This window comes from Lachnospira intestinalis (genome assembly GCF_040095895.1).
In the GTDB taxonomy this organism is placed as follows: Bacteria; Bacillota; Clostridia; order Lachnospirales; family Lachnospiraceae; genus Lachnospira; species Lachnospira intestinalis.
Window position 1 is genome coordinate 81,136 of the sequence record NZ_JBBMFS010000005.1, and the last position, 25,414, is coordinate 106,549.

The window sequence follows — 25,414 nt, forward strand, 5'->3', positions numbered from 1 at the left end:
TTCCTTGTGCATTAAAATGCCTGCGGAATGGAGAAGAAGATGAAAAAATGGATAAAGATTACAGGAATAACAGCCGCCGTGTGTATCGGCGCGGGATTGATTTGTTTTGTATCGGGCGTTTTTGCGGGTGCAAAGAGCGGTGTTTTTATTTCAAGACGCGGTATTGAACTGGAAGGCAGTGCTTATTCTGATGAGCGCTATGGCATTTCACAAATCAAAGACATCGAGATTGAAGCGGATGATGCCAAAGTTGAAATAAAGCCGTCACAGGATGATACCTTCGGTTACAGCGTGACCTATGAGGATACACACAGCACACCACAGGTTACGGTTGACAATGGGAAAATCCGCATAGAGGAAAAAACAAGCGGAGGATTTTGGATTTTAGACTTCGGTTTTGCCGCGTTGTTTGAAAACCGGGAAAATGTAGTGACGGTCTATGTGCCGGAAAAAGCAGCCCTTGATACGGTAAAAATTGATACGTCAAACGGAAAAGTGACAGCCGATGCCCTGTTTACGACACAGAATCTTAATGTACAGTCGGACAATGGCAAAATTGAACTGATGCAGATGATTTGCGAGAAAAATGCGCAGGTGCATTGCAGTAACGGTAAAATAACGGTAAATGCAGAATTTAAGGGTGAGAGCCTTTTTTCAAGCAATAACGGCAATGTAGAGCTTGCCGGAGCATGGGAGGGAACGGTGACCTGTAAAACCAATAACGGTAAAATACAGGTAACGGCGCCAAAGCCGGAAAGTGCGTACCGCGTGGAAGCGCACACCGACAACGGCAGTGTCTATGTCAATGACAATAAAGTGTTAAATCCTTATACCGCACAAAATACACAGGCAGATACGAACCTGTATGCAGTCAGCAATAACGGCTCGGTACGGCTGGAATTTGCAAATTAAAAAATGCAAATAAAAAAGGCAGATAAGAAATCCGTAAAAGTGGTTTCTTATCTGCCTTTTTGTGATTTATAATACAGAATCTTTTTTATAACGGGAAATGACCAGTGCTGCACTAAATGCCGCAAAGGCAAACAAAAGCTGGATTCCCAGATACATGGCATAGGTCTTTAACTCACCGGAAGTTCCTGTATACTGTGTACAAAGCTCATCGGTGCGGATATACCAGTAGGCAGGAAGAAAGTGTGCCGCCTTTATGACATTTTTTCCTAAGAATTCCATTGGAATAAAAACACCGCATAAAAATGACATGCACAGCCCGATAACATTAGACCACATATTTAAAATGTTCGGATTGTAAGCCAAAAAGCTGATAAGGTAGGTAATGCCGACAGAAACCAGCAGGAATACAAAACTGTTGATAACCAGCATCAGTCCCCGTACCGACAGCAGCCCTTTTCCACAGACCGCCAAAGCCAGCACCATAAAAACAAGCCATAATAAAATGCTGTATGTCAGGCAGGCAAGGGCAAGCGCCGTATTGTAGTGGACGGCGGATACGGCACTGCACCGTATCCGGTAGTTGACATTTTTTTCACGGAAAATCAGCAGCAGTCCGCCAAGGCTTGTAATGACAGTAACAATAAAAATGTACGGAAGATAGTGAAAATAGCGTTCAATATTTTGAACGGTAATCTGCACATCGTCCTGCCGGGTATCGGAAAGCAGTGTTGCTTCCTCTACAGAACCGATACAGTCGTAAGTAAGCCGCTCGGCTTCATCGCAGGAATATCCGGTATTTCTGAAATTAAAAAATACATTTAAGAAAGTGTCAATGCTGTTATCCAAAAAGTAAGCAGAACTGCTGTTTTGTTGTTTCACATTTTTAAGTGAGTCCGGATTTTCAGAAAAGCCGTCAGGGATAATCAGCACATAATCCACATTTCTGAAAAATAATTCATCAGCAATTGCTTCGTTGTCGTCTTTTATGGAAGTGAGTTTCTGTGTTCGGTCAAGGTAATTATACAGCACGCGGCTTTCATCTGTATTGTCATGGTCGAACACGGCAACCGTCAGCCTTTTTGCGGTAAAAAGAGTGTCGGTATTTTCAGACATGGTATTTGCCATAATCACACTGATAGCGGCAAAAGCAATAACATACAGCAGTACCGAAGTAATCTGTCTGCGCAGTGATTTATAAAAAGCTTTAAAGACTTGCATAATCAGACCTCCTTAATATCAGACCGGAAATAAAGCACAGCACCAGTGTCATGACAGCCAGTATGCCCATATTGCGCGCAAAGCGGGTCAGGGAAGGATACATATTTAATGCGTACAGACTGTCCGAAATCAGTGCCGCCGGATTTATGCGGTTAAACAGCGGGCAGATATGTTCTATCCAATCTTTCATGGTTGCCGCCATAAGTCCGGCAAAAAATGAGTTGACCATCATAAATACAAGGGCAATGCCCATTTTAATGTGCATACTGCATTTAAAGGCGATTCCGATAAAAACACCGGCGGCAAGGGAAAAAAGCGTACCCATAAGTGCTGTGGCAAAGGAAAGTCCTAAGCGGTTTCCGAAATCCAGCTTTAAAATCACAGTCAGATAGAAAAACAGTAAAAAAACACCGACGGACTGAAGCACAAAAGCGGCAGCGAGGTCACTTAAAATCATGACGGACTTGCGTGTCGGTGCACATTCACGGCGCATGCCAAGGCTCGATAAGTTGGCAAGGGCAGTGCCGATACATTCTACACCGGAAGATACACTCATCAGACAGCACATCGCAATCAAAGCATAAAAATACTGCATATACGGGTCGTAGGAAGCATCTGCCAGAGAAATTTCACTGCCGTAGGAGTGGCGTTTGGATAAAAAATCAATGGAATCGGCCAGCTTTTCCGGGTGTTCTGCGGCAATTTTTTCAAATACACTGCTCTGGGTGCAGTATTGGGATAAAAAAGACTGCATCAGGGTCTGTTCCATGCCGTTTTCTGCAACGGTCAGGTGCGGTGTGGCATCAACATAAAAAATGCCGGTGGCTTTATTTTCCTTTAACATTGCGATGGCAGTGTCTTCATCGGTAAAGGTCAAATCAAATAAGGCTTTTCCGTCTGATTTTTCAACTTCTTTTAAGACCGTTTCAAAGGCAGTATTTTCATGAACCGTCACGACAGCGGCAGGAATTGTGTTTAATTCCAGCTCCGTGCCGTTTAGAAGCCTGCCAAAGCCCAGGTAAAAGAATGTGCCTAAGATAAGTGGAAAAGCCAATGTCCAAAAGGTCAGGTCCTTTTGAAGAAATATACTTTTCAGCCTGTATAAAAACAATCGTAAAAACATTATAAACCTCCTCTCAATGTAAGTTAATCTCTTAATTCGCTTCCGGTAATTTCAAGGAAAACATCATTTAAAGTCGGAAGTTCCGAATAAACACGCCCAAAGGCAATGTTTTCCTCCTGTAAGTAAGACAGAAGATGAATCAGGTTGTGGCTGCCGCCACTGCACTGTACGGTCAGTCTGTTATTTTCATAAGAAACGTCATAGACATGGTTAAGCCTGCGGACAGCCTCAAGCTGTGTATCGGTCAGCTCTAAAATTTCTACGGTTAAAGTTTCGCTTTTTTTAATGAGCTGTTTTAATTCGGTGGCAGTACCGTTTGCAAGGTTGCGTCCCTTATCCATAATCACAATGCGCGAACAGATTTGTTCCACCTCTTCCATATAATGGGATGTGTAAATAATGGTTGCGCCTTCTTCGTTTAATTTTAAAATGCCCTGTAAGATTTTATTACGGCTCTGTGGGTCTACGGCAACGGTCGGTTCGTCCAGCAGAATCAGCTTCGGCTTGTGCGCAATGCCGCAGGCGATGTTTAAACGGCGGAGCAGTCCGCCGGAGAGTTTTTTGGGATAAAATTTTACAAAATCCGAAAGTCCCGCAAATTCAACCGCCTCTGCAACATATTGGCGGCGAAGCTTCTTATCTTTAATGTATAGACCACAGAAATAATCAATATTTTCCTGTACGGTCAGTGTGTCAAAAACGGCGACATTCTGAAAGACAACGCCGATATTGCGCTTTAAATCATAGCTGTCGGGCTTCATAGGTTTTCCAAAGACCTCGATTGAACCTTTATCGTATGCCAGCAGGGACAGCAGACAGTTCATGGTCGTTGTCTTTCCGGAACCGTTCGGCCCTAAAAGCCCTAAAATTTCTCCTTTGGATACGGTTAAGTTAAAATGGTCCACGGCAACCAGTTCATGATAACGTTTGACCAGATTTTCAATTTTTACAATGGTTTCTGCCATAAAAAATCCTCCTGATAATGTTGGTGTTCATATTGTAAGCTGTTATAAACATTGTAGCGTGTGAGGGCAGAATGCGGTAGTGAAGAATATCAGAATCGGAAGTGACATTTGTCATATCTTGCGGTACAATAAAAATATAAATAATCAGAAGGACGGCAGATTTTAGCGGGACTGCCGTATGGAAATGAGGAAAATGTGAGAAAGATTACAGATATGCTGGTACTGTACGTGCTGTGTGCCGTACTCGAATCAGCCTGCGGGATTACCAATCATGTAGTGGTGAGTCTGCTGTTGTTATTTATTGAGGTGTGTGCCGTTATATATCTGCAAAGCATGGCGGGAAGGACATTTGCGGTGACGGTCTATCTGTTGTCGTTTTTAGTGATAAAAGAGACATCATATGGCTTTCCGGTTGTACTGTATGCCGTCTGGGAACAGGTGCTGGAGGCATGGGAGAAAAAAGAGATAAAAAGGACGGCAGTAGCAGGCATTACAGTTTTTTTGTGGGCGTTTTTTGGCGTTGCGGCATCGCGCTATATCCTGTCGGGTACAGACAGGATACAGTGGCAGATACTATGGATTGTTTTTGACATGCTGGCGGTATATCTGCGGCAGATGACATGGCAGGATAGAGAACTGCAAAAGGAGTTCATCCGCATACAGGATGATGACAGGGAATATAACAGAATGTTAAAACTGAAAAACCGCTATTTAATTGAAAAGCAGGACGCACAGGTTTACAGTGCAACCTTAAAGGAGCGCAACCGTATTGCAAGGGAAATTCATGACAATGTAGGACATCTGCTTTCAAGGGCGCTTATCCAGACGGGAGCGGTCATTGCAGTCAGCCGTGATGAGCAGACGAAACCGTTGCTTTTAAGTATTAAAGAAACCTTAGACTGTGCGATGAACAATATCCGTAACAGTGTTCATGATTTGCATGATGAATCGGTGGATTTAGAGCAGACCGTCCGTGAGATGACGGAAAAAGCAGAGGGGTATACGGTCAGTTACGAATATGATATGTCACAGGACCTGCCGAAGGAATTAAAATATTGCATTATCTCGATTGTAAAAGAGGCATTGTCCAATGTAACCCGGCACAGCGATGCTGACAGGGTGAAGCTTTTACTGCGGGAGCATCCCGCCTTTTATCAGATTTTAATTCAGGATAACGGTAAATGTGTGCATCCGGGGGACGGTACGGGAATCGGGATTACCAATATGCGCCAGCGGGTGGAAACGTTTGGCGGAACGATAGATATCCGCACAGAAAACGGATACCGCATTTTTATCCACATTCCAAAAGCAGATATTCCTGCCGGAAGATGAGAAACTGTCCGGGATTTTTTCACTGCCGTTTTGCGGCAAAATTGCCCGGAAAATAAGGAGAAGTATGAAAGTAGTAATAATTGACGATGATAAACTGGTAAGCATGTCTTTGAAAATGATTCTGGAAAACGGAACGGATATTGAAGTGGCGGCAGTCGGAGAAGACGGACGGGAAGCTGTGTCACTATATAAAAAATACAGTCCTGATATTTTACTGCTGGATATCCGTATGCAGTATATGACCGGACTGGAAGCGGCAAGAAATGTGCTTGCGGCATATCCGGATGCCAAAATTCTTTTCCTGACGACATTTTCAGATGACGAATATATTATTGAAGCACTCGAAATCGGTGTAAAGGGATACCTGCTCAAACAGGATTACGAAGGACTGGTTCCGGCAATCCGTGCAGCAGCGTCCGGACAGATTGTCTTTGGCGGAAAAATTGTCGATAAGCTGCCGGGACTGCTTGGCGGAACAGCCGCTTATGATTATGCGGCACAGGGAATCACACAGAAAGAATACGAAATGATACAGCTCGTTGCACAGGGGCTCAGCAATAAGGAGATTGCAGAAAAGACTTTTTTGTCAGAGGGAACAATCCGTAATTATATCAGCACCGTACTGGAAAAGCTGAATTTGCGGGACAGAACCCAGCTGGCAGTGTTTTATTATCAGAACGGAGGTCGGTAAAAATGGGTGGCATTGAAGACTATATCAAATGGCGCGGGGATTTGACGTTTGAGCAGTCTGCATTTAATGAGGTGGATAATCTGGTGTTGTCGCAGATTGCTTATGTGGATTTTAAAAATATCATACCGGCGGCAGGCAGTAAAGAAAAAATTACCCTGCGGCAGGCGGCACATGATTTTTTTGACTTAAATGATGAGGAAGAATTACAAAAAGTCACATCGTTTATCAGGGAAGCACCGTTTTTTATGCGGATTGCAGCGGAAAGCAGGCGTTTCGGGGATATTGTGCTTTCCGATTATGCAGATGTGACAGATGACCATGAGGAGAAGCAGTTTGCAGCATTCTGTGCGGAACTTCCCGATGATACGTACTACATTGCATTTCGCGGGACAGATGATACGATTATCGGCTGGAAAGAAGATTTTAACATGGGTGTCATGATGCCGGTGCCGTCCCAGCTTGAAGCTGTAGAGTATGTCAATACCGTTATGCGCTGGAAACGCGGAAAGCTTCGTCTTGGCGGTCATTCAAAGGGCGGCAATCTTGCGATTTATGCCGCCGTCTTTGCAAAGCCGTCCATTCAGCGCAAGGTGGTGAAAGTCTATAACAATGATGGACCGGGATTTACAAAAGAGATGATTGAAAGTGAAGCGTACCGGAAAATGCTGCCGCAGATTCAGACGATTGTACCGCAGCATTCCCTTGTCGGTATGTTACTGTGGCAGGAAGAAGAATATCTGGTGGTGTGCAGCAGTCAGACAGGAATCATGCAGCATGATGCCATGTCGTGGCAGGTAGAGGGCAAATGCTTTGTGACATGTCCGTCTCTCAGCGCGAACAGTAAGAATTTTCATGAAGCCATAACATCATGGCTGGAGGGTCTGTCTGCAAAGGAACGGGAAAAATTTGTGGATACACTTTTTGAACTTATTACCGCAAGCGGTGCAAAGACTCTTTCAGACATAAACGCCGATATCCTTCGCAGTGCCAACGCCACCATCAAAATGTTCGGTACACTGGATGCGGGAACAAAAGGATTATTGTTAAAAATACTAAAAGCCCTCTCAACCGAAATCAAGAGGGCAAGAAAGAGTAAAAACAGATAATAGGACAGATAAAAGGATAAGCCGAAGTCAAGTAACACGTTGAGGCGTTCCTTTTATATGCCTCTATTTGTTATGGGTACGCCGCAGAAAAATCCACCCCAAAAGGCAGAACGCCATAAACATCGGATAGTAGTTATACGCGATAATATCCACACCGCTCAGCGGCATAACAGCAGAAGCTGTGGCTGCGGAAGCATAAAGCACCTGTGCGCCGTAAGGTAAAAGCCCTTGTGTTACGGAAGCGCTGATATCTAATAAAGAAGCTGTTTCACACGGCGAAATATCATATTCGGTACTGATTTCCTTTGCAATCGGACCGGCAAGAATAATCGAAATCGTATTGTTGGCAGTCGCCGTATCAATACCGGCAGTTAAAACGCTGATACCGAAACGTGCACCCTTTGGTGAGCGGATTCTCTGACGGATGGCAGTTAAAAGCCAGTCAATACCGCCGTTATATTTAATCAGTGAACCGATACAGCTGACAATAATTGAAATTACTGTAATATCATACATGGCGGTAATGCCATCGCCCATACATGTAAAAATCTCCATGCCGGAAAGATTTCCGGTGAAAATTCCGGCAGCAAGAGAAAAGACCGTGCCTAAAATCAGTACGGCGAATACATTCATGCCGCACAAGGCGCTTACCAGTACAAAAAGATATGGTGCAATCAAAAGCAGATTGGCATCCTTTGCGTAAACGGAAACGACCTCCGAATGGGAAGGCAGAATCAGCAGTAATACAAAAGTCAGGATAGCGGCAGGCAGTACAATAAAAAAGTTTGTGCGGAATTTATCTTTCATGGAACAGCCCTGCGTGCGGGTTGCGGCAATTGTGGTGTCGGAAATCATCGAAAGATTATCCCCGAACATCGCACCGCTGATGACCGCTCCGATGCACATGGCAAGGGAAATCGAAGTCTTTTCACTGATACCGACCGCAATCGGTGCCAGTGCGGAAATCGTTCCGACACTTGTTCCCATGGATATGGAAAGAAAACAGCCGATAATAAACAGTCCGGCGGCAGACCAGCTGGCAGGAAGCAGTTTTAATCCTAAATTTACCGTGTGTTCAACGCCGCCCGCGGCGGATACGGCTCCGGAAAATGCGCCTGCCGTCAGGAAAATTAGACACATGGTAATAATATTTTCATCGGCAAGCCCTTTGGCAATGACCGTGATTTTTTCAGAAAATGAAAGTGTGCGTGTCTGTAAAAATGCCGTCAGCAGAGCAGCTAAAAAAGCAATAATTGCAGGCATATTGTAAAAGTCGTGAAATATAATACCGGAACCGGCATAAATCACTAAAAAAACACCAATTGGCAGAAGTGCCAGCGGTGAAGGTTTAAGGGAATCCTTTAAGGGCATATTTGCAGTTGTATTGTTCATGTGAATCCTCGCTTCTTTTAATATTATTTTAATAGTTTTGATATCTGCTGCTAATATTTGCAATCCCCCTGTGGGACAGAAATTTTAAAATTATGCATCAATTTGTTATTTGATGAGCAACGTACTTATAGTATAAGAAGAAAAGAGAGGTGTCAACACATTATTTTTTCCATTCTTTTCGTTGACAGGAAAAAAGTACAATAATATACTTAATGAGAAATATTTTCAATTAAAGATTTGTGAAAATGATAGACAAAAAGAGGAATAGAGGATAGTATGAACAAGCCATAAACGAAAGCCTGTTCATACAGCGCTTTGTGCCGCAGGCGTCACGAAGCTGCTTTTATCGCAGAACTGAATAGGTTCAGTCCGCGGTTCCTCCGGAATTAGAATGCCTGCGGAATAGAGGATAGTATGACACTGGATAAATTAGAGGTTGGAAAAGACGCGGTCATTGAAAGCGTAGGCGGAAAAGGCGCACTGCGCAGGCACTTTCTGGACATGGGGCTGACACCGGGTACGGAAGTGACAATGATGAAAAAAGCACCGATGGGTGATCCAATAGAGTTAAGACTCAGAAGCTATGAACTGACACTGCGTCTTGCAGATGCGGCACAAATAGAAATCAGCGGAATCCATGATACCGATACTGTGCGGAGCCGTCAGGCACATTTAAAAGACATTCCACATCCGCAGGTTGGTGAAATGGGAATTTATCATGTGCGAAAAAAGGGAAATGAACTGCGGGAAGGAGAACCGCTGACATTCGGACTGATTGGCAATCAGAACTGTGGAAAGACAACGCTGTTTAACCAGCTGACAGGCGCCAATCAGCATGTTGGGAATTTTCCCGGAGTTACGGTAGACAGAAAAGACGGTCAAATCAAAAATCATCCGGAAGCAACCGTGACGGATTTGCCGGGAATTTACTCTCTTTCACCGTATACTAATGAAGAAATTGTGACAAGGGATTTTCTGATTCAGAATAAACCGCGCGGCATTATCAACATTGTCGATGCAACCAATATTGAAAGGAATCTGTATCTGACGATGCAGTTGATTGAGATGGACATTCCGATGGTGCTTGCGCTGAATATGATGGATGAAGTGCGTGAAAATGGCGGTACGATTCAGGTCAACCGTCTGGAAGAAGCATTGGGAATACCGGTTATTCCGATTTCAGCGGCAAAAAATGAAGGAATTGGAGAACTCATAGAACATGCCATTCATGTAGCGCGTTATGATGAATGTCCGGGACGGCTTGACTTTTGCGATGCCAACGGTGAAAACGGACAGGCAGCGATTCACCGCTGTATCCATGCGGTAGTACATTTAATTGAAGACCATGCAAAAAAAGCAGAGATTCCGGCGCGTTTTGCGGCAACAAAGCTGGTAGAAGGGGATAAACTGATTTTACAGCAGCTTGGACTGGACCGGAATGAAGAAGAAACACTGGAACACATGATTCATGAAATGGAAGAAGAATGTGCAAAAGACCGGGAAGCAGCCCTTGCCGATATGCGTTTTAAATTTATCGAAAAAGTGTGTACGCAGACAGTTGTTAAGCCAACAGAAAGCAAGGCACACGCAAGAAGTGTAAAGGCGGATAAGATACTGACCGGAAAATATACGGCACTGCCGGCTTTTGCGGCAATTATGGGGCTGATATTCTGGCTGACCTTCGGAGTTATCGGTGCAGGTCTTTCGGACTGGCTGAGTGTTGGAATTGATATTGTAACGGATTTTGCTGACCGTGCATTAACGGCGTATGGGTTAAATCCGGTTGTCCATTCCCTGATTATTGACGGTATTTTTGCCGGTGTCGGCAGCGTTTTGTCGTTTTTGCCGATTATTGTAGTGCTGTTCTTCTTTTTATCAATTTTGGAGGACAGCGGATACATGGCACGAATTGCATTTGTAATGGATAAACTGCTGCGTAAAATCGGATTGTCCGGCAGAAGCTTTGTACCGATGATTATCGGCTTTGGCTGTTCTGTACCGGCGATTATGGCAACCAGAACACTTTCATCGGAGCGCGACAGAAAAATGACGATTCTTTTAACACCGTTTATGAGCTGTTCGGCAAAACTGCCGATTTATGCACTGTTTACATATGCGTTTTTTCCTAAATACCGTGCATTAGTGATGGTGGGACTGTATTTCACGGGGATTATCGTGGGTGTTTTATTTTCACTGCTGCTAAAGAATACGGCATTTCAGGGTGAACCGGTTCCGTTTGTTATGGAACTGCCAAACTACCGTCTGCCGAGTTTAAAAAGTGTGGGAATGTTAATCTGGGATAAAGCAAAGGACTTTATTACAAAGGCATTTACGATTATTTTCATGGCATCAATTGTCATCTGGTTTTTACAGACGTTTGATGTACGGCTGAATGTTGTCGTGGATTCCAAAGACAGTCTGCTGGCATTAATCGGTGGATTTGCGGCACCGGTTTTTGTGCCGCTGGGATTTGGCGATTGGAGAATTTCTACCGCACTGATTACGGGATTTACCGCAAAGGAGAGTGTGGTCAGTACGCTTACAGTTTTATTCGGTGGAGATATGAGTGCATTAAATACCTTATTTACACCATTTTCGGCACTGGTATTTTTAGTATTTACTCTGTTATATACACCGTGTGTTGCGGCGATTGCATCCGTAAAAAGAGAAATGGGAACAGCGCGTTCAGCATTTTTAGTCGTAATCATGCAGTGTGTGATTGCATGGATTGTAGCATTTGCGGTCAGAATGATAGGGATGCTTATAGGATTTTAACAGAAAACAGAAATGGAGATTAGGATGAGAATTATAGGCGGAGCCATTATACTGGTGATTGCAGTGTGGCTGTATGTTGTCAGTACCAGAATGGTCAATAAAGATAAAAAGGAAAATCATACAGGCTGTGACGGAAACTGTGCAGGCTGTATGAGCGGCTGTATGACACACACAGATAACGATAAAAGCCATTGAAACATTTTAAAAAGTACGTTATAATGAAACGAAAAGGTGCTGCAATGCGGCAGTAATCAGGAGGATAAGAGGAATGGAAAACGAAGCTGTTTCAAAGAATTTTATTGAACAGATCATAGATCAGGATATTAAGGAAGGACATTGTAAGAAGGTAGTTACACGATTTCCGCCGGAACCGAATGGATATCTCCACATTGGACATGCAAAATCCATTTTACTAAATTACGGACTTGCCAAAGAATATAACGGACAGTTTAATATGCGTTTTGATGATACGAATCCGACAAAGGAAAAGGAAGAATTTGTGGATTCTATTAAGCGTGATGTTGAATGGCTCGGTGCAAAGTGGCACGGAGATGTGTTATTTGCATCAGGCTATTTTGATCAGATGTACGAAGCGGCAGTCAGGCTGATTAAAAAAGGAAAGGCTTATGTGTGTGATCTGACACCGGAACAGATTCGTGAATACAGAGGAACGCTTACGGAACCGGGTAAGGAAAGCCCGTACCGTAACCGTTCCGTAGAAGAAAATCTCGAATTATTTGAGAACATGAAAAACGGTGTGTACAAGGATGGAGAAAAGGTACTGCGTGCAAAGATTGATATGGCATCACCGAATATCAACATGCGTGACCCGATTATTTACAGAGTAGCACATATCTCACATCATAGAACAGGAGATAAGTGGTGCATTTATCCGATGTATGATTTTGCACATCCGATTGAAGATGCGATTGAGGGCGTATCCCACTCTATCTGTACACTGGAATTTGAGGATCACAGACCGCTGTATGACTGGGTTGTAAGGGAACTTGAATACGAGAATCCGCCAAGACAGATTGAATTTGCAAAGCTTTATTTAAATAACGTAGTAACAGGAAAGCGTTATATTAAAAAGCTTGTAGAAGATAAGATTGTAGACGGATGGGATGACCCGCGTCTGGTGTCTATTGCGGCACTGCGCAGACGTGGATTTACACCGGAAGCCATAAAGATGTTTGTAGACCTTGTGGGTGTTACAAAGAGTCAGGGTGCGGTTGAATATCCGATGTTAGAGTATTGTATCCGTGAGGATTTAAAGCTGAAAGCAAAGAGAATGATGGCAGTCTTAAATCCTGTAAAACTGGTGATTGATAACTATCCGGAAGGACAGGTTGAGTACATGGAAGTTCCAAACAATCAGGAAAATCCTGAACTTGGAACAAGAAAAGTACCGTTTACAAAAGAATTATATATCGAAAGAGAAGATTTTATGGAAGAACCGCCAAAGAAGTATTTCAGAATGTTTCCGGGTAACGAAGTGCGCTTGATGAACGCATATTTTGTAACCTGTACAGGCTGTGAAAAGGATGAGAACGGTAACGTTACCGTGATTCATGCAACCTATGATGAGGAAACACGCGGCGGTAACTTCACTGGAAGAAAAGTGAAAGGAACAATTCACTGGGTATCTGCAACAGAAGGCAGTCCGGTAGAGGTCAGACTCTATGAGAATATCGTAGATGAAGAAAAGGGCGTATACAATGAAGAAGACGGTTCTATCAATGTAAACCCACATTCACTTACCGTTTTAAAGAACTGCTATGTAGAACCGGAACTTTTAAAGGCACAGCCGGAAGATAAATTCCAGTTTGTACGTAACGGATATTTTACAGCGGATTCTAAAGATTCAGAAGCCGGGAAACCGGTATTTAACCGGATTGTATCTTTAAAGAGTTCGTTCAAAATGCCTGCCAAATAATAAAAGACGTCAATAAGTGTCTGTAGAAATGGAGAAGTGTGAACAAGCCATAAGTCTAAGCTTGTTCACACGGAGATTTGTTTCTGAGCGAAAACAAATCTCCCTGATTGCAGATGAGAAATCGCCTGCGCGAAATTCTCATCGCATCTTCGCAACAAAGTCGCTCAGAAATGAGGATTAGTATGGAAAACAGCAGCAATAAAAAAGATGAAAGCACCTATGTATTTGATAAATCCATGAATTGCCCGGTCTGTGATGCGGATTTTAAGACAAAGCAGGTAAAAACAGGGAAGGCCAGATTTTTAGGAACTGAGGCAGATTTAAGACCGCTGTATTCCGGAATTGATACAATCAAATATGATGTATGTCTGTGCCCGAAGTGCGGATATGCATCAACACTGCGTGAATTTAACAACGTTACGCCGAAGCAGAGAGCGCTGTTAAAGGAAATGATTGGAAGCAAATATACGGCAATGGAGGATTCAGCAGACTATTATACGTATGATATTGCGATTAAACGGTATAAGATGGCATTGCTGACCGCAATGACAAAACCGGCCAGAGGAAGTGAACAGGCTTATTTATGCTTAAAGCTTGCATGGCTTTACAGAGGAGCAGCAGAAGAATTACAGCAGGATGATACAGCCAATCTGGGGCAGATTGCAAAGTATAACAAGCTGGAAGCGGAGTATATCGAAAAAGCATACAAAGGCTTTACCGAGGCACTTTTAAAAGAGTATCCGCCAATCTGCAATATGGACGAGGTGACAATCAACTCCCTGCTTGCACAGCTGGCGCATAAATGCAATGATGACGATACAGCACAGAAGTTTGCCTATATGGTGATGGGTTCAAGAAATGCATCTTCAAAAGCAAAAGACAAGGCACGTGAACTGATGGAAGTTATCCGTGAGTCACGTCATGAAACGACAAATGAGTAAAAAAATGAAATGCAGATAACAGGTGAGGAATATGAATCGAATAAAGGCAGTTTTACAAAAATGCTGGCAATATGAGATTGTACATGCCGCCGTATATTCGGCATTGCTGAATATGCTGGTTGAGTGTTTCAACAGGAGAAGTTTAATCGGATTGGTAATGATTTTTACCAATCCGGTTCTGTTTTTATATAATACACTGATTATTCTGGTGACAATGTCAATTGTACTGCTGTTTCACAGAAAAGTGTTTGTATACTGCACGGTGAGTGTGGTATGGATATTGTTGGCAGTGACGAATTTTGTGGTGCTTTGTTCCAGAAAAACACCATTTACGGCAATGGATATTTATCTAATTGAAGATGCCATAAAAGTCATTCCGGTCTATCTGAATGTTTTTCAGATGATTCTGATTGTACTGGCAGTTGCCGCAGGGATTGCGGGACTGGTATGGCTGTGGATAAAAGGTCCGAAACAGCAGGAAAAAATACACTATATCCGTACAACAGTAAAAATTGGATTACTGTTGTTATGCTGTATGGGAGTTACCCACTTTCTGCTTCTTACCGGAACAATCAGCAGTTATTTCGGCAATCTTGCCAATGCCTATAAACAATATGGATTTGCTTACTGTTTCACGTGCAGTGTTGTGGACAGAGGAATCAGCAAATCGGATGAATATACACCGGAGTATGTTAATAGTCTGAAAGAGGATATTGAAGAAATAGAAGTCGAAAATTCGGAAAAATCACCGAATATCATTTTTTTGCAGCTGGAGTCTTTTTTTGATCCGAATCTGGTAAAAGGCATCAGTTTTTCGGAAAATCCGCTTCCGTATTTTGAACAGCTTGTGGCAGAGTATCCGTCAGGCTACTTATCTGTGCCGTGCTTTGGTGCGGGAACAGCCAATACGGAATTTGAAGTGCAGACCGGCATGAATATGGATGATTTTGGACCGGGTGAATATCCGTACAAGACGGTTTTACAGTCCAAGGTCTGTGAATCCATGGCATATGACTTAAAAGAAAAAGGGTATGCCACCCATGCACTGCATGACAATGACGGAACGTTTTATGACAGATATAAGGTCTTCTCTCATCTGGGATATGAAGATTTTACATCAATTGAATATATGGACAATATCGAAATGACACCGATGGGCTGGGCAAAGGATAAGATTCTGACGGGGGAAATCGGAAAAATACTGGATTCCACAGATGGTTCGGATTACATTTATACAATTTCCGTACAGGGACACGGCGATTATCCGGCAGAGTATCCGGAGGGCTTTGTGCCGGAAATTACGGTAACGGGATTTTTTGATACGGCAAAGGAAAAGGCATTTACCTACTATGTCAACCAGATTCATGAAATGGATAATTTCCTGCGGGAGTTGACGGCGATGCTTGAAAGCAGGGATGAAGAGACAGTGCTTGTCATGTACGGCGACCACCTGCCGGGATTTTCATTTACGGACGAAGTACTTGAAAATGGCGACATTTATCAGACACAGTACGTTGTCTGGAGCAATTTTTCACTGTCGTCCGAAAAAGAAAATCTGGAAAGTTATCAGTTGGCAGCGCATGTACAGCAGATGCTTGGCATGTCGGAAGGTTATCTGACAAAGTTTCATCAGAAACGTAAGGACACGCCGGACTATTTAAAAGATTTAAAGATTCTTGAATACGACATTTTATATGGAAACTGTGATTTATATGGCGGGGAAAATCCATTTCAGGCAACCAATCTGATTATGGGACAAAATGATATTACAATCACCAATGCATATAATTACAAGGATTATGTATGCGTGGAAGGCAGTAATTTTAATGATTACAGTGTGGTCTATATTAATGACAAAGCCTATCCGACAGAGATTATCAACAGCCATCTGCTGCGGGTGGAAAAAGCACAGGTTACAGCCGGAAATATCGTGTCGGTAGTTCAGCAGGGCGATGATAAAATTGAGCTTAGCCGTGTGTATTTACAGGTTGGGGAGTCCGAAAACAAATAGTGAGATTTCATTGACAACAATTGCCGCAAATGCTAAGATAAAGAAGGTGTTTGGCACCATATATTTTTTTGGAGGTACTTGAAATGAAAGGTACAGTAAAGTGGTTTAATAACCAAAAGGGCTATGGCTTTATCAGCGATGAAGAAGGCAAGGATGTGTTCGTACATTACTCAGGTCTGAACATGAGCGGATTCAAGTCATTAGACGAAGGCGCAGAAGTAGAGTTTGACGTAACAGAAGGCGCTAAAGGTCCTCAGGCTATTAATGTAACAAAATTATAATCCAAATGGTTTACAGTGTGCCTTTTTAAATATACATTTCGTTATTAAAAAAGATATATTGTTATGCAATTAAGATTATGAGAGGAGCAGCCGCAGCTATGTGGCTGCTCTTTTCGTCTGTACAGAACAAACTTTAATAGATATTTTATTGGCTTTTACAGACAGAAATGATATGATTAAGAAAGATAAAAAGCCGTGGCAGATGGAAACGGCGGAATGGAGATTTTATGGAAACAATTGATTTGACACAGACCCTGCCGGCAGGAACGTCATCCATGCTCTCGGCGGGTGGAATTCTTATGCTTTCGGCAATTATTGTACTTGTAGTTGTCATTATGAAAAGATGGAAAGCAAGAGTTATGCCGGGGATTTTAGGTGTGATTGCCTATGCCGTTTTTGTATTTATTTTTGCCAATCTGGCAACATCGGCGCTGGCACTGATACCGAGTATAGACAATACTTTTTATAACAACCCGGCAACGTATAATATTGTATATGCGCTGTTTGCGACAGCCGGATTTACAGCAGCAAGAGTTGTTACCGGCTATATGTTAAATGAACGTTTTGAGCGTAAAGGCGATGTCTATCTTGCGGGAATCGGTCTTTCAATCGGCGACAGCCTTTTATACGGTATGACAGCGATTTCCTACATTACGTGGTGTACCGCAATCCAGGCAGGACAGGCACAGGATATGCTGGCACAGCTGGCGGCGGAAGAGGTGACAACAACCTATGAAACGGTTTCGGCACTGTTTACAACACCATCCGTTTTATGGCTGTTACTGGGTGTCAACTGTATTCTCGATATGGTTTTAAATATCGCATTAATGAATGTGATTTTTGGTGTTATTAAAGGAAATCTGGCAAAATGGTGGTACGGCGTTACAGCGGCAGTGACATTTTTTGCGATGATTTCATTCCAGCTTTATAATCAGGAATCCGTTGCAAGCATAGCGGTAAGTTTTGCTGTAAAGCTGGTTATTTTTGCAGTCACTATTTATTATACGTTCCGCGTTGCGGGTAAGGAGATTGAATATTCAGATGACTAATGAAAACCGTGGATTAAGCTGCGAAGAAGCACAAAAAAGGCTGTATGCCGGTTATGGAAATGTACAGGTGAAAAATCAGTCCAAATCTGTCGGACAGATTATTGCCGGTAACATTTTTACATATTTTAACTTCATATTTGCAGTGTTTACGGCATTGTTAGTTTTTGTAAGGTCATATGTAAATATGACCTTTTTGCCTATTATTGTGTGCAATACAATGATTGGCATTGTTCAGGAAATCCGGGCAAAACGGGTGTTAGACAGGCTGACACTGATGAATGAACCTAAAACGCAGGTTGTGCGCAGCGGGCAGATGCTGCAGGTGGATTCAGAACAGCTGGTGCTTGGAGACCTTTGCGTTTTTCAGGCAGGAAACCAGATTTGTGCAGATGCAGTTGTTGAGAAAGGCAGTCTGCGTGTCAATGAAGCACTGATTACAGGTGAAGCGGATGAAGTGGTAAAAAATCCGGGCGATATACTGTATTCCGGCAGTTTTGTTGTTTCAGGAAAAGGATATGCGACACTTACAAAAGTGGGACTGTCATCTTTTGCGGCACAGCTGATGTTAGAAGCAAAAGCATCGCGTAAAAATACACAGACGGAAATGATGTGTTCCTTAGACCGTCTGGTGCGTATTATTGGCATTGTTATTATACCGATTGGAATCCTGCTGTTTTTGCAGCAGCATTTTGTCATTGGTTCGACCATACAGGAAAGTGTCGTATCCATGATTGCATCACTGGTCGGTATGATACCGGAAGGACTGTATCTTTTAGCGAGCATTGCACTGGTTGTCAGTGTCATGCGCCTTGGCAGAAAAAAAGTGCTGGTTCATGAAATGGCGTGTGTTGAAACGTTGGCGCGGGTCAATGTCCTGTGTGTGGACAAGACGGGAACGATTACGGAAAATAAAATGTCTGTCCAGGAAATTATTCCGCTGGCAAAAGAGGAAGAAGAAACTTCGCTTCATGCCTTAATCGGAGATGTTGTAGCAAATCTGGATGCGGATAATATCACGATGCAGGCATTAAAAGACTATTTTGATGGAAAAAGTGAACGAAAGGCACAAAAAGTCATTCCGTTTTCTTCACAGCGCAAATATTCCGGTGTACGTTTTGAAGAAGGACTATATCTGATTGGTGCGCCGGAGCGGCTTCTGGCAGAGCGTTACGGAAAATATGACGTGCAAATTTTGGATAAAATCGACAAAGGTGTGCGTGTACTTGTATTTGGCAGGTATGGGGAAGAACAGCATTTGTTTGAACCGCTTGCATTTATTTTAGTGAGTAATCCGATCCGAAGGGATGCGCGGGAAACATTTGAATATTTTCAGAAAGAAGACGTCTGTATTAAGGTTATATCCGGCGATCATCCCAAAGCAGCGGCGGCAGTTGCAAAAAAGGCAGGGATTGCAGAAGCAGACAGATATATTGATGTTTCACAGCTTTCTGATGAAGAATTGGAAAAAGCTGCACCGGTGTATACGGTATTTGGCAGAGTATCGCCGGAACAGAAAAAGAAACTTCTTTTGGCACTCAAAAAAGCAGGCAATGTTGTTGCCATGACAGGGGACGGTGTCAATGATGTGCTGGCATTAAAAGAAGCGGACTGCAGTATTGCGATGGCATCCGGCAGTGAAGCGGCATCCAATGCGGCACAGATTGTTCTTTTGGATTCTGATTTTGCAAGGATGCCGTCCGTGGTATTAGAGGGCAGACGCGTGGTCAACAATATCCAGCGTTCTGCTTCGCTGTTTCTGGTGAAAAATCTGTTTTCTATGCTGATGACACTGTTTACATTTGTGGCAGTCAGTAAATATCCGCTGTATCCGACACAGTTGTCTTTTTTGGGAACATTCACCATCGGTACACCGGCATTTTTACTGGCAATGCAGCCGGATAAAAGCCGCATAGAAGGACATTTTTTAACCAATGTCGTGCTTTTGGCACTGCCTGCGGCACTGACGGATTTTATACTGCTGGCAGTGCTTAACGTTGCAGGAAATTGTGCCGGCATCGGACATGAGCAGCTTTCTACAATGTGTATCATGATATTGCTGGCTGTCGGAATGGCAGCACTTATAAGAATCTGTATGCCGCTGGATAAAATCAGAACAGGCATCTGTATACTGATGGCATCCGGGGCAGTATTCAGTGTACTGTTTTTAAAGCCGCTGTTCGCATTGTATCCGTTGTCACCGGTATGGGTAATGGTTACGGGGATTTTAATGGCAGCAGCAGTTCCGGTCTTTGCAGTGATGTGCCGTCTGGTGCTGTTACAGGTTCAAAGGCATGCAAAGCACAGCAAAAAATTCCGCGAACGACTCGGACGGCACTTTAAATCATGAAATGAAAAAGCAGCAGAGTTAAATCTTACATGTGGCTTAATATGAAACAGATTCGGCCGTTGCCTGTTTGGAATATGTTGTGGTGACAAGGTCTTCATAAGGAACATCCGTGTCTGACTCGCCGCAGTTTCGTAAAATATCAGTCAGCAGTGTGAAACTTTCTTTGGAAAATACCGTATCGGTTTTCCATGTGTCCTGATTCTGATATCGTGCAACAATGACGGCGATATCGTTTTGGGTATTTTCCGGAAACTGTGGTGCAATTACCGCAGCAATTTCTTCGGCGGAGTGGGAATTACAGTAGTCAAGCCCTTTTTGAATGGCTCTGGTAAAGGCAGCAATCACATCAGAGTTTTTAGAAAGGAAGCTCTTTTTGGCACAATAGGCAGTATACGGCACATAGCCGCTTTCCACGCCCAAAGAAGCCACGACAAATCCGGCGCTTTCCTGTTCCAGAAGTGTTGCGGACGGTTCAAATTCCACGGTATAATCGGCAATGCCGGACGAAAATGCCGCGGCAGTTGAGCCGAAATCTACGTTTTGAATAATATTGACATCTTCTTTAGTCAGTCCGTTCTTTTCTAAAATATATTCCAAAAGCATCTGTGGCATACCACCTGCCCTGCCGCCAAGAATCGTTTTTCCGCGCAGGTTTTCCCATGAAAAATCATCTTCTGCCGTTCTGGATACCAGAAAGTTGCCGGCGCGCTGTGTCAACTGGGCAAAATTGACGGCGTAATCCGATGCACCCTGTGCGTATACATAGATAGAAGATTCAGAACCCATAAGGCCAATCTGTGCATCATCTGAAATCAGGGAAGTCATAACGTTGTCAGCGCCGAATCCGGTCACAAGTGTAAGGTCAATGCCTTCTTCCTTAAAATATCCCAATTCAATTGCCGCGTACTGTGGTGCATAAAAAACGGAGTGCGCAACTTCATTTAAAGTGATGGATGTGCTGCCGGTGCTTTTTGTTTTGCTGCAGCCCATACATGTACAGCACAGGCAGACAACAGAAATACTGCATAAAATTTTAAGACAGTTCCGATAATTCATAAACAAAATCCTTTGATAGCAGAGTTATTTTAATATATGAAATAAGGGACCGGAAAGTGAAAAAATATGGAAAAAAAGGTGGCGCTGTGTTATAGTGTAGCTGGTTATGAAATTGTCAAATGATTTATCATGATAGGTAATATAAATGTTAAAATTTGTTTTTGACACTTATGTTAAAAAATACAGAATGGAGAATAAAAATGAAACTGGATATGCATTGCCATACAAAAGAGGGGTCAATTGATGCAAAAGTGCCGATTCAGGAATATATCACGAAGCTGGTAAAAGAGGGCTTTGACGGAATGCTGGTAACAGACCACAACTCCTATGACGGCTACCGCAAATTTGAAAAGATTGCAAAGAATCTGCATCTGGAAAAGCCGTTTACGGTATTAAAGGGCATTGAGTATGATACAAGGGATGGCGGCCATGTGATTGCGGTACTGCCGGACTGTATAAATGATGCTTTTATGGAAATCCGTGGAATGACACTGGCGCAGTTAGAAAAGATTGTGCATGAAAGAGGGGGCATTTTAGGGCTTGCACATCCTTACGGGCCGGGATTTTTTGCATTTACCAATACGCGATTTGGTAAAAAACACAATGAATTCCTGGAAAAATTTGATTTCGTGGAAACATTTAATGCCTGCATCAGACCGTGGGCAAATGCCTGTGCTGATAATCTGGCAGGCTGTCTGCATAAGCCGAAAGTGGCAGGGTCGGATGCACATAAGATGCGCGTAGTCGGGGCAGCATATACAGAATTCACACAAAAAATTGCAAACAACAATGATTTAATCCGGGCAATTAAAGAAGGACGGGTGCAGGCACAGGGCGGCAGTGTTTTAAAAGAAATGGAAGAGGAGACAAATTTTCTGCTGCAAAAGGCGGCAAATGCAGGGTACTGGGTTTACAATAAACTGGGAGCATTGTGGAACTGGAAGAAATTGCGCTGGATTAGGAAAAAAATTTTGTAATATATGCAAAAAATAAGCAAAAATAAGTATTATTTTTTGTTATTATGTGATAAAATACGACTAAGATAAAAGCGAATCAGAGAGGTAATAGATATGTTTGGAAAAAAGACAGCAAATGGTTATTCAGAAGAAAAGGACTTGCAGCTGCTTATGCAGGCAATGGATGGTGTGATTGGCGGTAATTATGAAGATATTGATACAAGCGCATTTCAGAATCCGGCATATGGAGAAAAGTTTAATGAACTGATGCACGCATATAAGCGTTCCAATAACAATTTTGTAATGCGTCTGAATCAGGCAATGGGTTCAATCGGTGATAACTCTTATGTAAAAAAGACATTAGATCAGGTTCAGTCCCAGACAGAATCCATCCGGGATATGGAAAATGCAAGCCGTGACATGGAAACATCTATTAACAATATTTCGGAAGCAATGTCACATATCCGTGAGAATACACATGATGTCATTGCAACCGCTGACAGTAGTACGGAAAATATGAACAACAGCATACAGGTTGTCAATGAGTCTTCTGAAAAGATTCAGGCAATCAATGAACAGGTACAGGAATTTCAGGGCAAGATTGATAAAATCGGTGAAATTGTCGATGTGGTAAAGAAGGTTGCAAGCCAGAGTAATCTGCTGGCGTTAAATGCATCTATTGAAGCTGCAAGAGCAGGAGAAGCAGGAAAGGGCTTTGCAGTCGTTGCTGATCAGGTAAGACAGTTATCCGGCAATACCGCAGAATCTGCAGAAGACATTGTTAAATATGTAGCAGAACTGCGTACGGATATCGGGGAACTGGCACTTTCCATGAATGAAACAACCTCCAAGCTTGCAGAGGGCAATGAAAAGGTAGAACAGTCATTGGAATCAATCCGACAGATGAATCAGCAGATGAATCAGATTAAGGATCGTGTTGACAATGCTTTTGAGGATATTGATACACAGACAGACGTAACAAAAGACTTTACAAGGCAGATTGAAAGCATTTCCAAGAGTTATAAAGAACTTTCTGATGACTGTACGGAAATGGGAACGCATGTCTATAAAATCGGGCGTTACATTGATACAACAAGAAGTGATATGGTACGTGGATTTGCTGAGATTACACAGCAGGACTGGCTGGATGTATTTATTAATGACCACTTTATCCTGATGTGGAGAGTTTATAACAATGCCGTTGATTTTGAGCGGTTAAGAAAAGAACAGCTGAATAATCCGAAGACCTGTAAAATCGGTAAATGGCTTGCTGCACAGACGAATCCACAGATTACAGGCAGTGCAGAATTTAAAGAAGTTATTGAAACGCATAATAATATCCATAAATATGCGACACTTTCATGGGAGGCAAAAGACCGTGAGGATATTCAGGGAGCCATGGATTATTTCCAGCAGACATATGATGCATATTATGTTTATAAGAAAGCGGTTGAGAATCTTAAAAAGCTGCTGGCACGTCTGGGAGAAACAGATAAGACCAATATTGTTGTTTTCACAAATTAGTGCAGCGTGCTTACAGACAGATTAAACAGACAAAATAAAGGCAAAACGGTTGAAAACCATAAAGAACTGTTATAGTATGTATGTTAGGTAGAAACGGTACAGCTATAACAGTTTTTTAAGTGGAGAGGTGGATATGGAAGGAAAGGAAACAGTTTATGTGATTGGACATAAAAATCCGGATACAGATTCTGTATGCTCAGCAATTTGTTATGCAAGACTAAAAGAAAAAATAACAGGACAGCATTATGTGGCAAAACGTGCAGGACATTTAAATGAAGAAACGCAGTATGTCATGGATAAACTGGGTGTACAGCCGCCGGAATATATGAAGGATGTCAGACCGCAGGTGCGGGATATCCAGATTCGAAAAACACCGGGTGTTTCTAAAGAGATTTCAGTAAAAACGGCGTGGACCCTGATGAAAGAGCAGAATGTCGTGACACTTCCGGTAACAAAAGAAAATGTGCTGGAAGGACTGATTACGATTGGAGATATAGCAAAATCGTATTTTCAGGTTTATGACAGCACCATTCTTGCAACAGCCCAGACACGGTATCAGAATATTGTGGATACATTGGAAGGAACGGTTGTTGCAGGGGAAGCAGACGGTATTTTTAAAGAAGGAAAAGTTGTGATTGCGGCGGCTAACCCGGATATGATGGAAAATTATATCGGGACAGGGGATATTGTTATTTTGGGAAACCGCTATGAGGCACAGCTGTGCGCAATTGAAATGGAGGCAGGATGCCTGATTATCTGTGAAGGCGCACAGGTGTCAAAGACCATCACAAAAGTGGCAAAGGAACACAACTGTCTGTTAATTACAACTAAATTTGATACATATACGGTAGCAAGACTGATTAACCAGAGTATGCCGATACGTTTTCTGATGAAAGAAAAAGAAGGAATTGTCAAATTTCAAACAGAAGACTTTATTGAAGATATCCAGACGGTTATGGCAAAGCTTCGCCACCGGGATTTTCCGGTCGAGGATACACAGGGCAATTATGTGGGGATGATTTCCAGAAGAAATTTACTGGGAGCAGGAAAGAAAAAATTGATTCTTGTTGACCACAACGAAAGGGGTCAGGCAGTCAATGGCGTTGAAACAGCGGAAATTCTTGAAATTATTGACCATCACCGGCTGGGGGCAATTCAGACGGTATCACCGGTATTTTTTAGAAACCAGCCGCTTGGCAGTACGGCAACGATTATTTATCATATGTATCAGGAAAATCAGGCGGAAATTGATAAAAATACAGCGGCGCTGCTGTGTTCGGCAATCATTTCCGATACATTGATTTTTAAATCACCGACGTGTACGTCGGATGACGTGGCAGCGTGCATGCAGCTGGCAAAAAAGGCAGAGCTGGATATTGAAACATATGGGCGGGAAATGTTCCGTGCCGGAAGCAATTTATCCGGTAAATCTGCAAAAGAAATTTTTTATCAGGATTATAAAAAGTTTTCCGTTAACAATGTTGCAATTGGTGTCGGACAGATTAATTCTATGAGTGCGGAGGAGTTAGAAAAAGTAAAACCGCGTCTGGCAGAATTTATACAGGGCGTTGTACAGGATAACAGTGCGGGAATTGTTTATTTTCTGCTCACTGATATTGTATCGGAATCCTCTGAGGTACTTTGTGCGGGTAACAATGCCAATGCTGTGATTTATCAGGCGTTTGGCGTAGAAGTAAAGGATGCTTGTGTAAAGCTGCAGGGTGTCGTATCCAGAAAGAAGCAGTTTTTCCCGGCAATTGTGGAGGCATTACAGCAGTAACGGATTTTAGAAAAGCAGA

20 protein-coding genes are annotated in these 25,414 nt (G+C 42.8%); 15 read left to right on the forward strand and 5 right to left on the reverse strand.

What is annotated here, in order from left to right; all coding sequences use genetic code 11:
• Positions 1–39: 39 nt before the first annotated feature.
• A complete protein-coding gene (locus tag WMO37_RS07280; protein WP_227090704.1) occupies positions 40–912 on the forward strand; it encodes a DUF4097 family beta strand repeat-containing protein in 873 nt (290 codons plus the stop codon).
• 66 nt (positions 913–978) lie between these two features.
• Here WMO37_RS07280 and WMO37_RS07285 read toward each other — a convergent pair whose 3' ends face one another.
• From WMO37_RS07285 to WMO37_RS07295, 3 genes are read right to left on the reverse strand one after another with little or no spacing between them, the layout of a single operon-like run.
• The gene (locus WMO37_RS07285; protein ID WP_349154678.1) at positions 979–2,130 is read right to left on the reverse strand and encodes an ABC transporter permease; all 1,152 of its coding nucleotides are present in this window, start codon (positions 2,128–2,130) and stop codon (positions 979–981) included.
• Positions 2,117–3,253: an ABC transporter permease gene (locus tag WMO37_RS07290; protein WP_022431614.1), complete on the reverse strand. Its 1,137-nt coding sequence runs from the start codon at positions 3,251–3,253 to the stop codon at positions 2,117–2,119. Before WMO37_RS07290 ends, WMO37_RS07285 begins: the two co-directional genes overlap by 14 nt.
• Positions 3,254–3,276: 23 nt before the next feature.
• A complete protein-coding gene (locus WMO37_RS07295; protein ID WP_227090708.1) occupies positions 3,277–4,218 on the reverse strand; it encodes an ABC transporter ATP-binding protein in 942 nt (313 codons plus the stop codon).
• Between the two features lie 195 nt (positions 4,219–4,413).
• Here WMO37_RS07295 and WMO37_RS07300 point away from each other — a divergent pair, with 195 nt between their 5' ends.
• The 3 genes from WMO37_RS07300 to WMO37_RS07310 all read left to right on the forward strand — a co-directional run bounded on the left by WMO37_RS07300 (position 4,414) and on the right by WMO37_RS07310 (position 7,347).
• On the forward strand, positions 4,414–5,550 hold the full coding sequence (locus WMO37_RS07300) for a sensor histidine kinase (RefSeq protein ID WP_022431615.1): 1,137 nt from the start codon (positions 4,414–4,416) through the stop codon (positions 5,548–5,550).
• A 64-nt stretch (positions 5,551–5,614) separates the two neighbouring features.
• Positions 5,615–6,241, forward strand: coding sequence for a response regulator (locus WMO37_RS07305; protein ID WP_022431616.1), 627 nt, complete (start codon positions 5,615–5,617; stop codon positions 6,239–6,241).
• Between the two features lie 2 nt (positions 6,242–6,243).
• Positions 6,244–7,347: a DUF2974 domain-containing protein gene (locus WMO37_RS07310; protein ID WP_227090711.1), complete on the forward strand. Its 1,104-nt coding sequence runs from the start codon at positions 6,244–6,246 to the stop codon at positions 7,345–7,347.
• Positions 7,348–7,410: 63 nt separating this feature from the next.
• Here the strand turns inward: WMO37_RS07310 and WMO37_RS07315 are convergent, their stop codons facing one another.
• Complete coding sequence (locus WMO37_RS07315; RefSeq protein ID WP_436970274.1) at positions 7,411–8,781, reverse strand: Na+/H+ antiporter NhaC family protein; 1,371 nt, start codon at positions 8,779–8,781, stop codon at positions 7,411–7,413.
• Between the two features lie 372 nt (positions 8,782–9,153).
• Here WMO37_RS07315 and feoB point away from each other — a divergent pair, with 372 nt between their 5' ends.
• The 8 genes from feoB to WMO37_RS07355 all read left to right on the forward strand — a co-directional run bounded on the left by feoB (position 9,154) and on the right by WMO37_RS07355 (position 20,079).
• Positions 9,154–11,514 carry a ferrous iron transport protein B gene (gene feoB, locus WMO37_RS07320; RefSeq protein ID WP_227090715.1) on the forward strand — a complete coding sequence of 787 codons (2,361 nt, stop codon included), beginning with the start codon at positions 9,154–9,156 and terminating at the stop codon, positions 11,512–11,514.
• Between the two features lie 24 nt (positions 11,515–11,538).
• Positions 11,539–11,709 carry a FeoB-associated Cys-rich membrane protein gene (locus WMO37_RS07325; protein ID WP_022431620.1) on the forward strand — a complete coding sequence of 57 codons (171 nt, stop codon included), beginning with the start codon at positions 11,539–11,541 and terminating at the stop codon, positions 11,707–11,709.
• Positions 11,710–11,782: 73 nt separating this feature from the next.
• Entirely contained in the window at positions 11,783–13,450 is a 1,668-nt protein-coding gene (locus WMO37_RS07330) for a glutamine--tRNA ligase/YqeY domain fusion protein (RefSeq protein WP_227090717.1), read from the forward strand.
• A 182-nt stretch (positions 13,451–13,632) separates the two neighbouring features.
• Positions 13,633–14,391: a DUF2225 domain-containing protein gene (locus tag WMO37_RS07335; RefSeq protein ID WP_022431622.1), complete on the forward strand. Its 759-nt coding sequence runs from the start codon at positions 13,633–13,635 to the stop codon at positions 14,389–14,391.
• 31 nt (positions 14,392–14,422) lie between these two features.
• Positions 14,423–16,402 (forward strand): LTA synthase family protein, encoded by a 1,980-nt coding sequence (locus tag WMO37_RS07340; protein ID WP_349154680.1) that lies wholly within the window; start codon positions 14,423–14,425, stop codon positions 16,400–16,402.
• Between the two features lie 83 nt (positions 16,403–16,485).
• Complete coding sequence (locus tag WMO37_RS07345; RefSeq protein ID WP_022431624.1) at positions 16,486–16,683, forward strand: cold-shock protein; 198 nt, start codon at positions 16,486–16,488, stop codon at positions 16,681–16,683.
• 227 nt (positions 16,684–16,910) lie between these two features.
• Positions 16,911–17,732, forward strand: a complete 822-nt coding sequence (locus tag WMO37_RS07350) for a YhfC family glutamic-type intramembrane protease (RefSeq protein ID WP_022431625.1) — start codon at positions 16,911–16,913, stop codon at positions 17,730–17,732.
• Positions 17,725–20,079, forward strand: coding sequence for an HAD-IC family P-type ATPase (locus WMO37_RS07355; RefSeq protein WP_022431626.1), 2,355 nt, complete (start codon positions 17,725–17,727; stop codon positions 20,077–20,079). The genes WMO37_RS07350 and WMO37_RS07355 overlap by 8 nt, the downstream gene beginning before the upstream one ends.
• A 36-nt stretch (positions 20,080–20,115) precedes the next feature.
• On the opposite strand, the gene WMO37_RS07360 is transcribed toward WMO37_RS07355, so the two are convergent.
• Entirely contained in the window at positions 20,116–21,135 is a 1,020-nt protein-coding gene (locus WMO37_RS07360; protein WP_436970271.1) for an ABC transporter substrate-binding protein, read from the reverse strand.
• A 200-nt stretch (positions 21,136–21,335) separates the two neighbouring features.
• Between WMO37_RS07360 and WMO37_RS07365 the strand changes: the two genes are divergently transcribed.
• The 3 genes from WMO37_RS07365 (at position 21,336) to WMO37_RS07375 (ending at position 25,395) form a co-directional block, all read left to right on the forward strand.
• Entirely contained in the window at positions 21,336–22,112 is a 777-nt protein-coding gene (locus tag WMO37_RS07365) for a PHP-associated domain-containing protein (RefSeq protein WP_349154681.1), read from the forward strand.
• 93 nt (positions 22,113–22,205) lie between these two features.
• Entirely contained in the window at positions 22,206–23,615 is a 1,410-nt protein-coding gene (locus tag WMO37_RS07370; protein ID WP_349154682.1) for a methyl-accepting chemotaxis protein, read from the forward strand.
• Between the two features lie 133 nt (positions 23,616–23,748).
• Entirely contained in the window at positions 23,749–25,395 is a 1,647-nt protein-coding gene (locus WMO37_RS07375) for a putative manganese-dependent inorganic diphosphatase (protein WP_022431630.1), read from the forward strand.
• Positions 25,396–25,414: the final 19 nt, after the last annotated feature.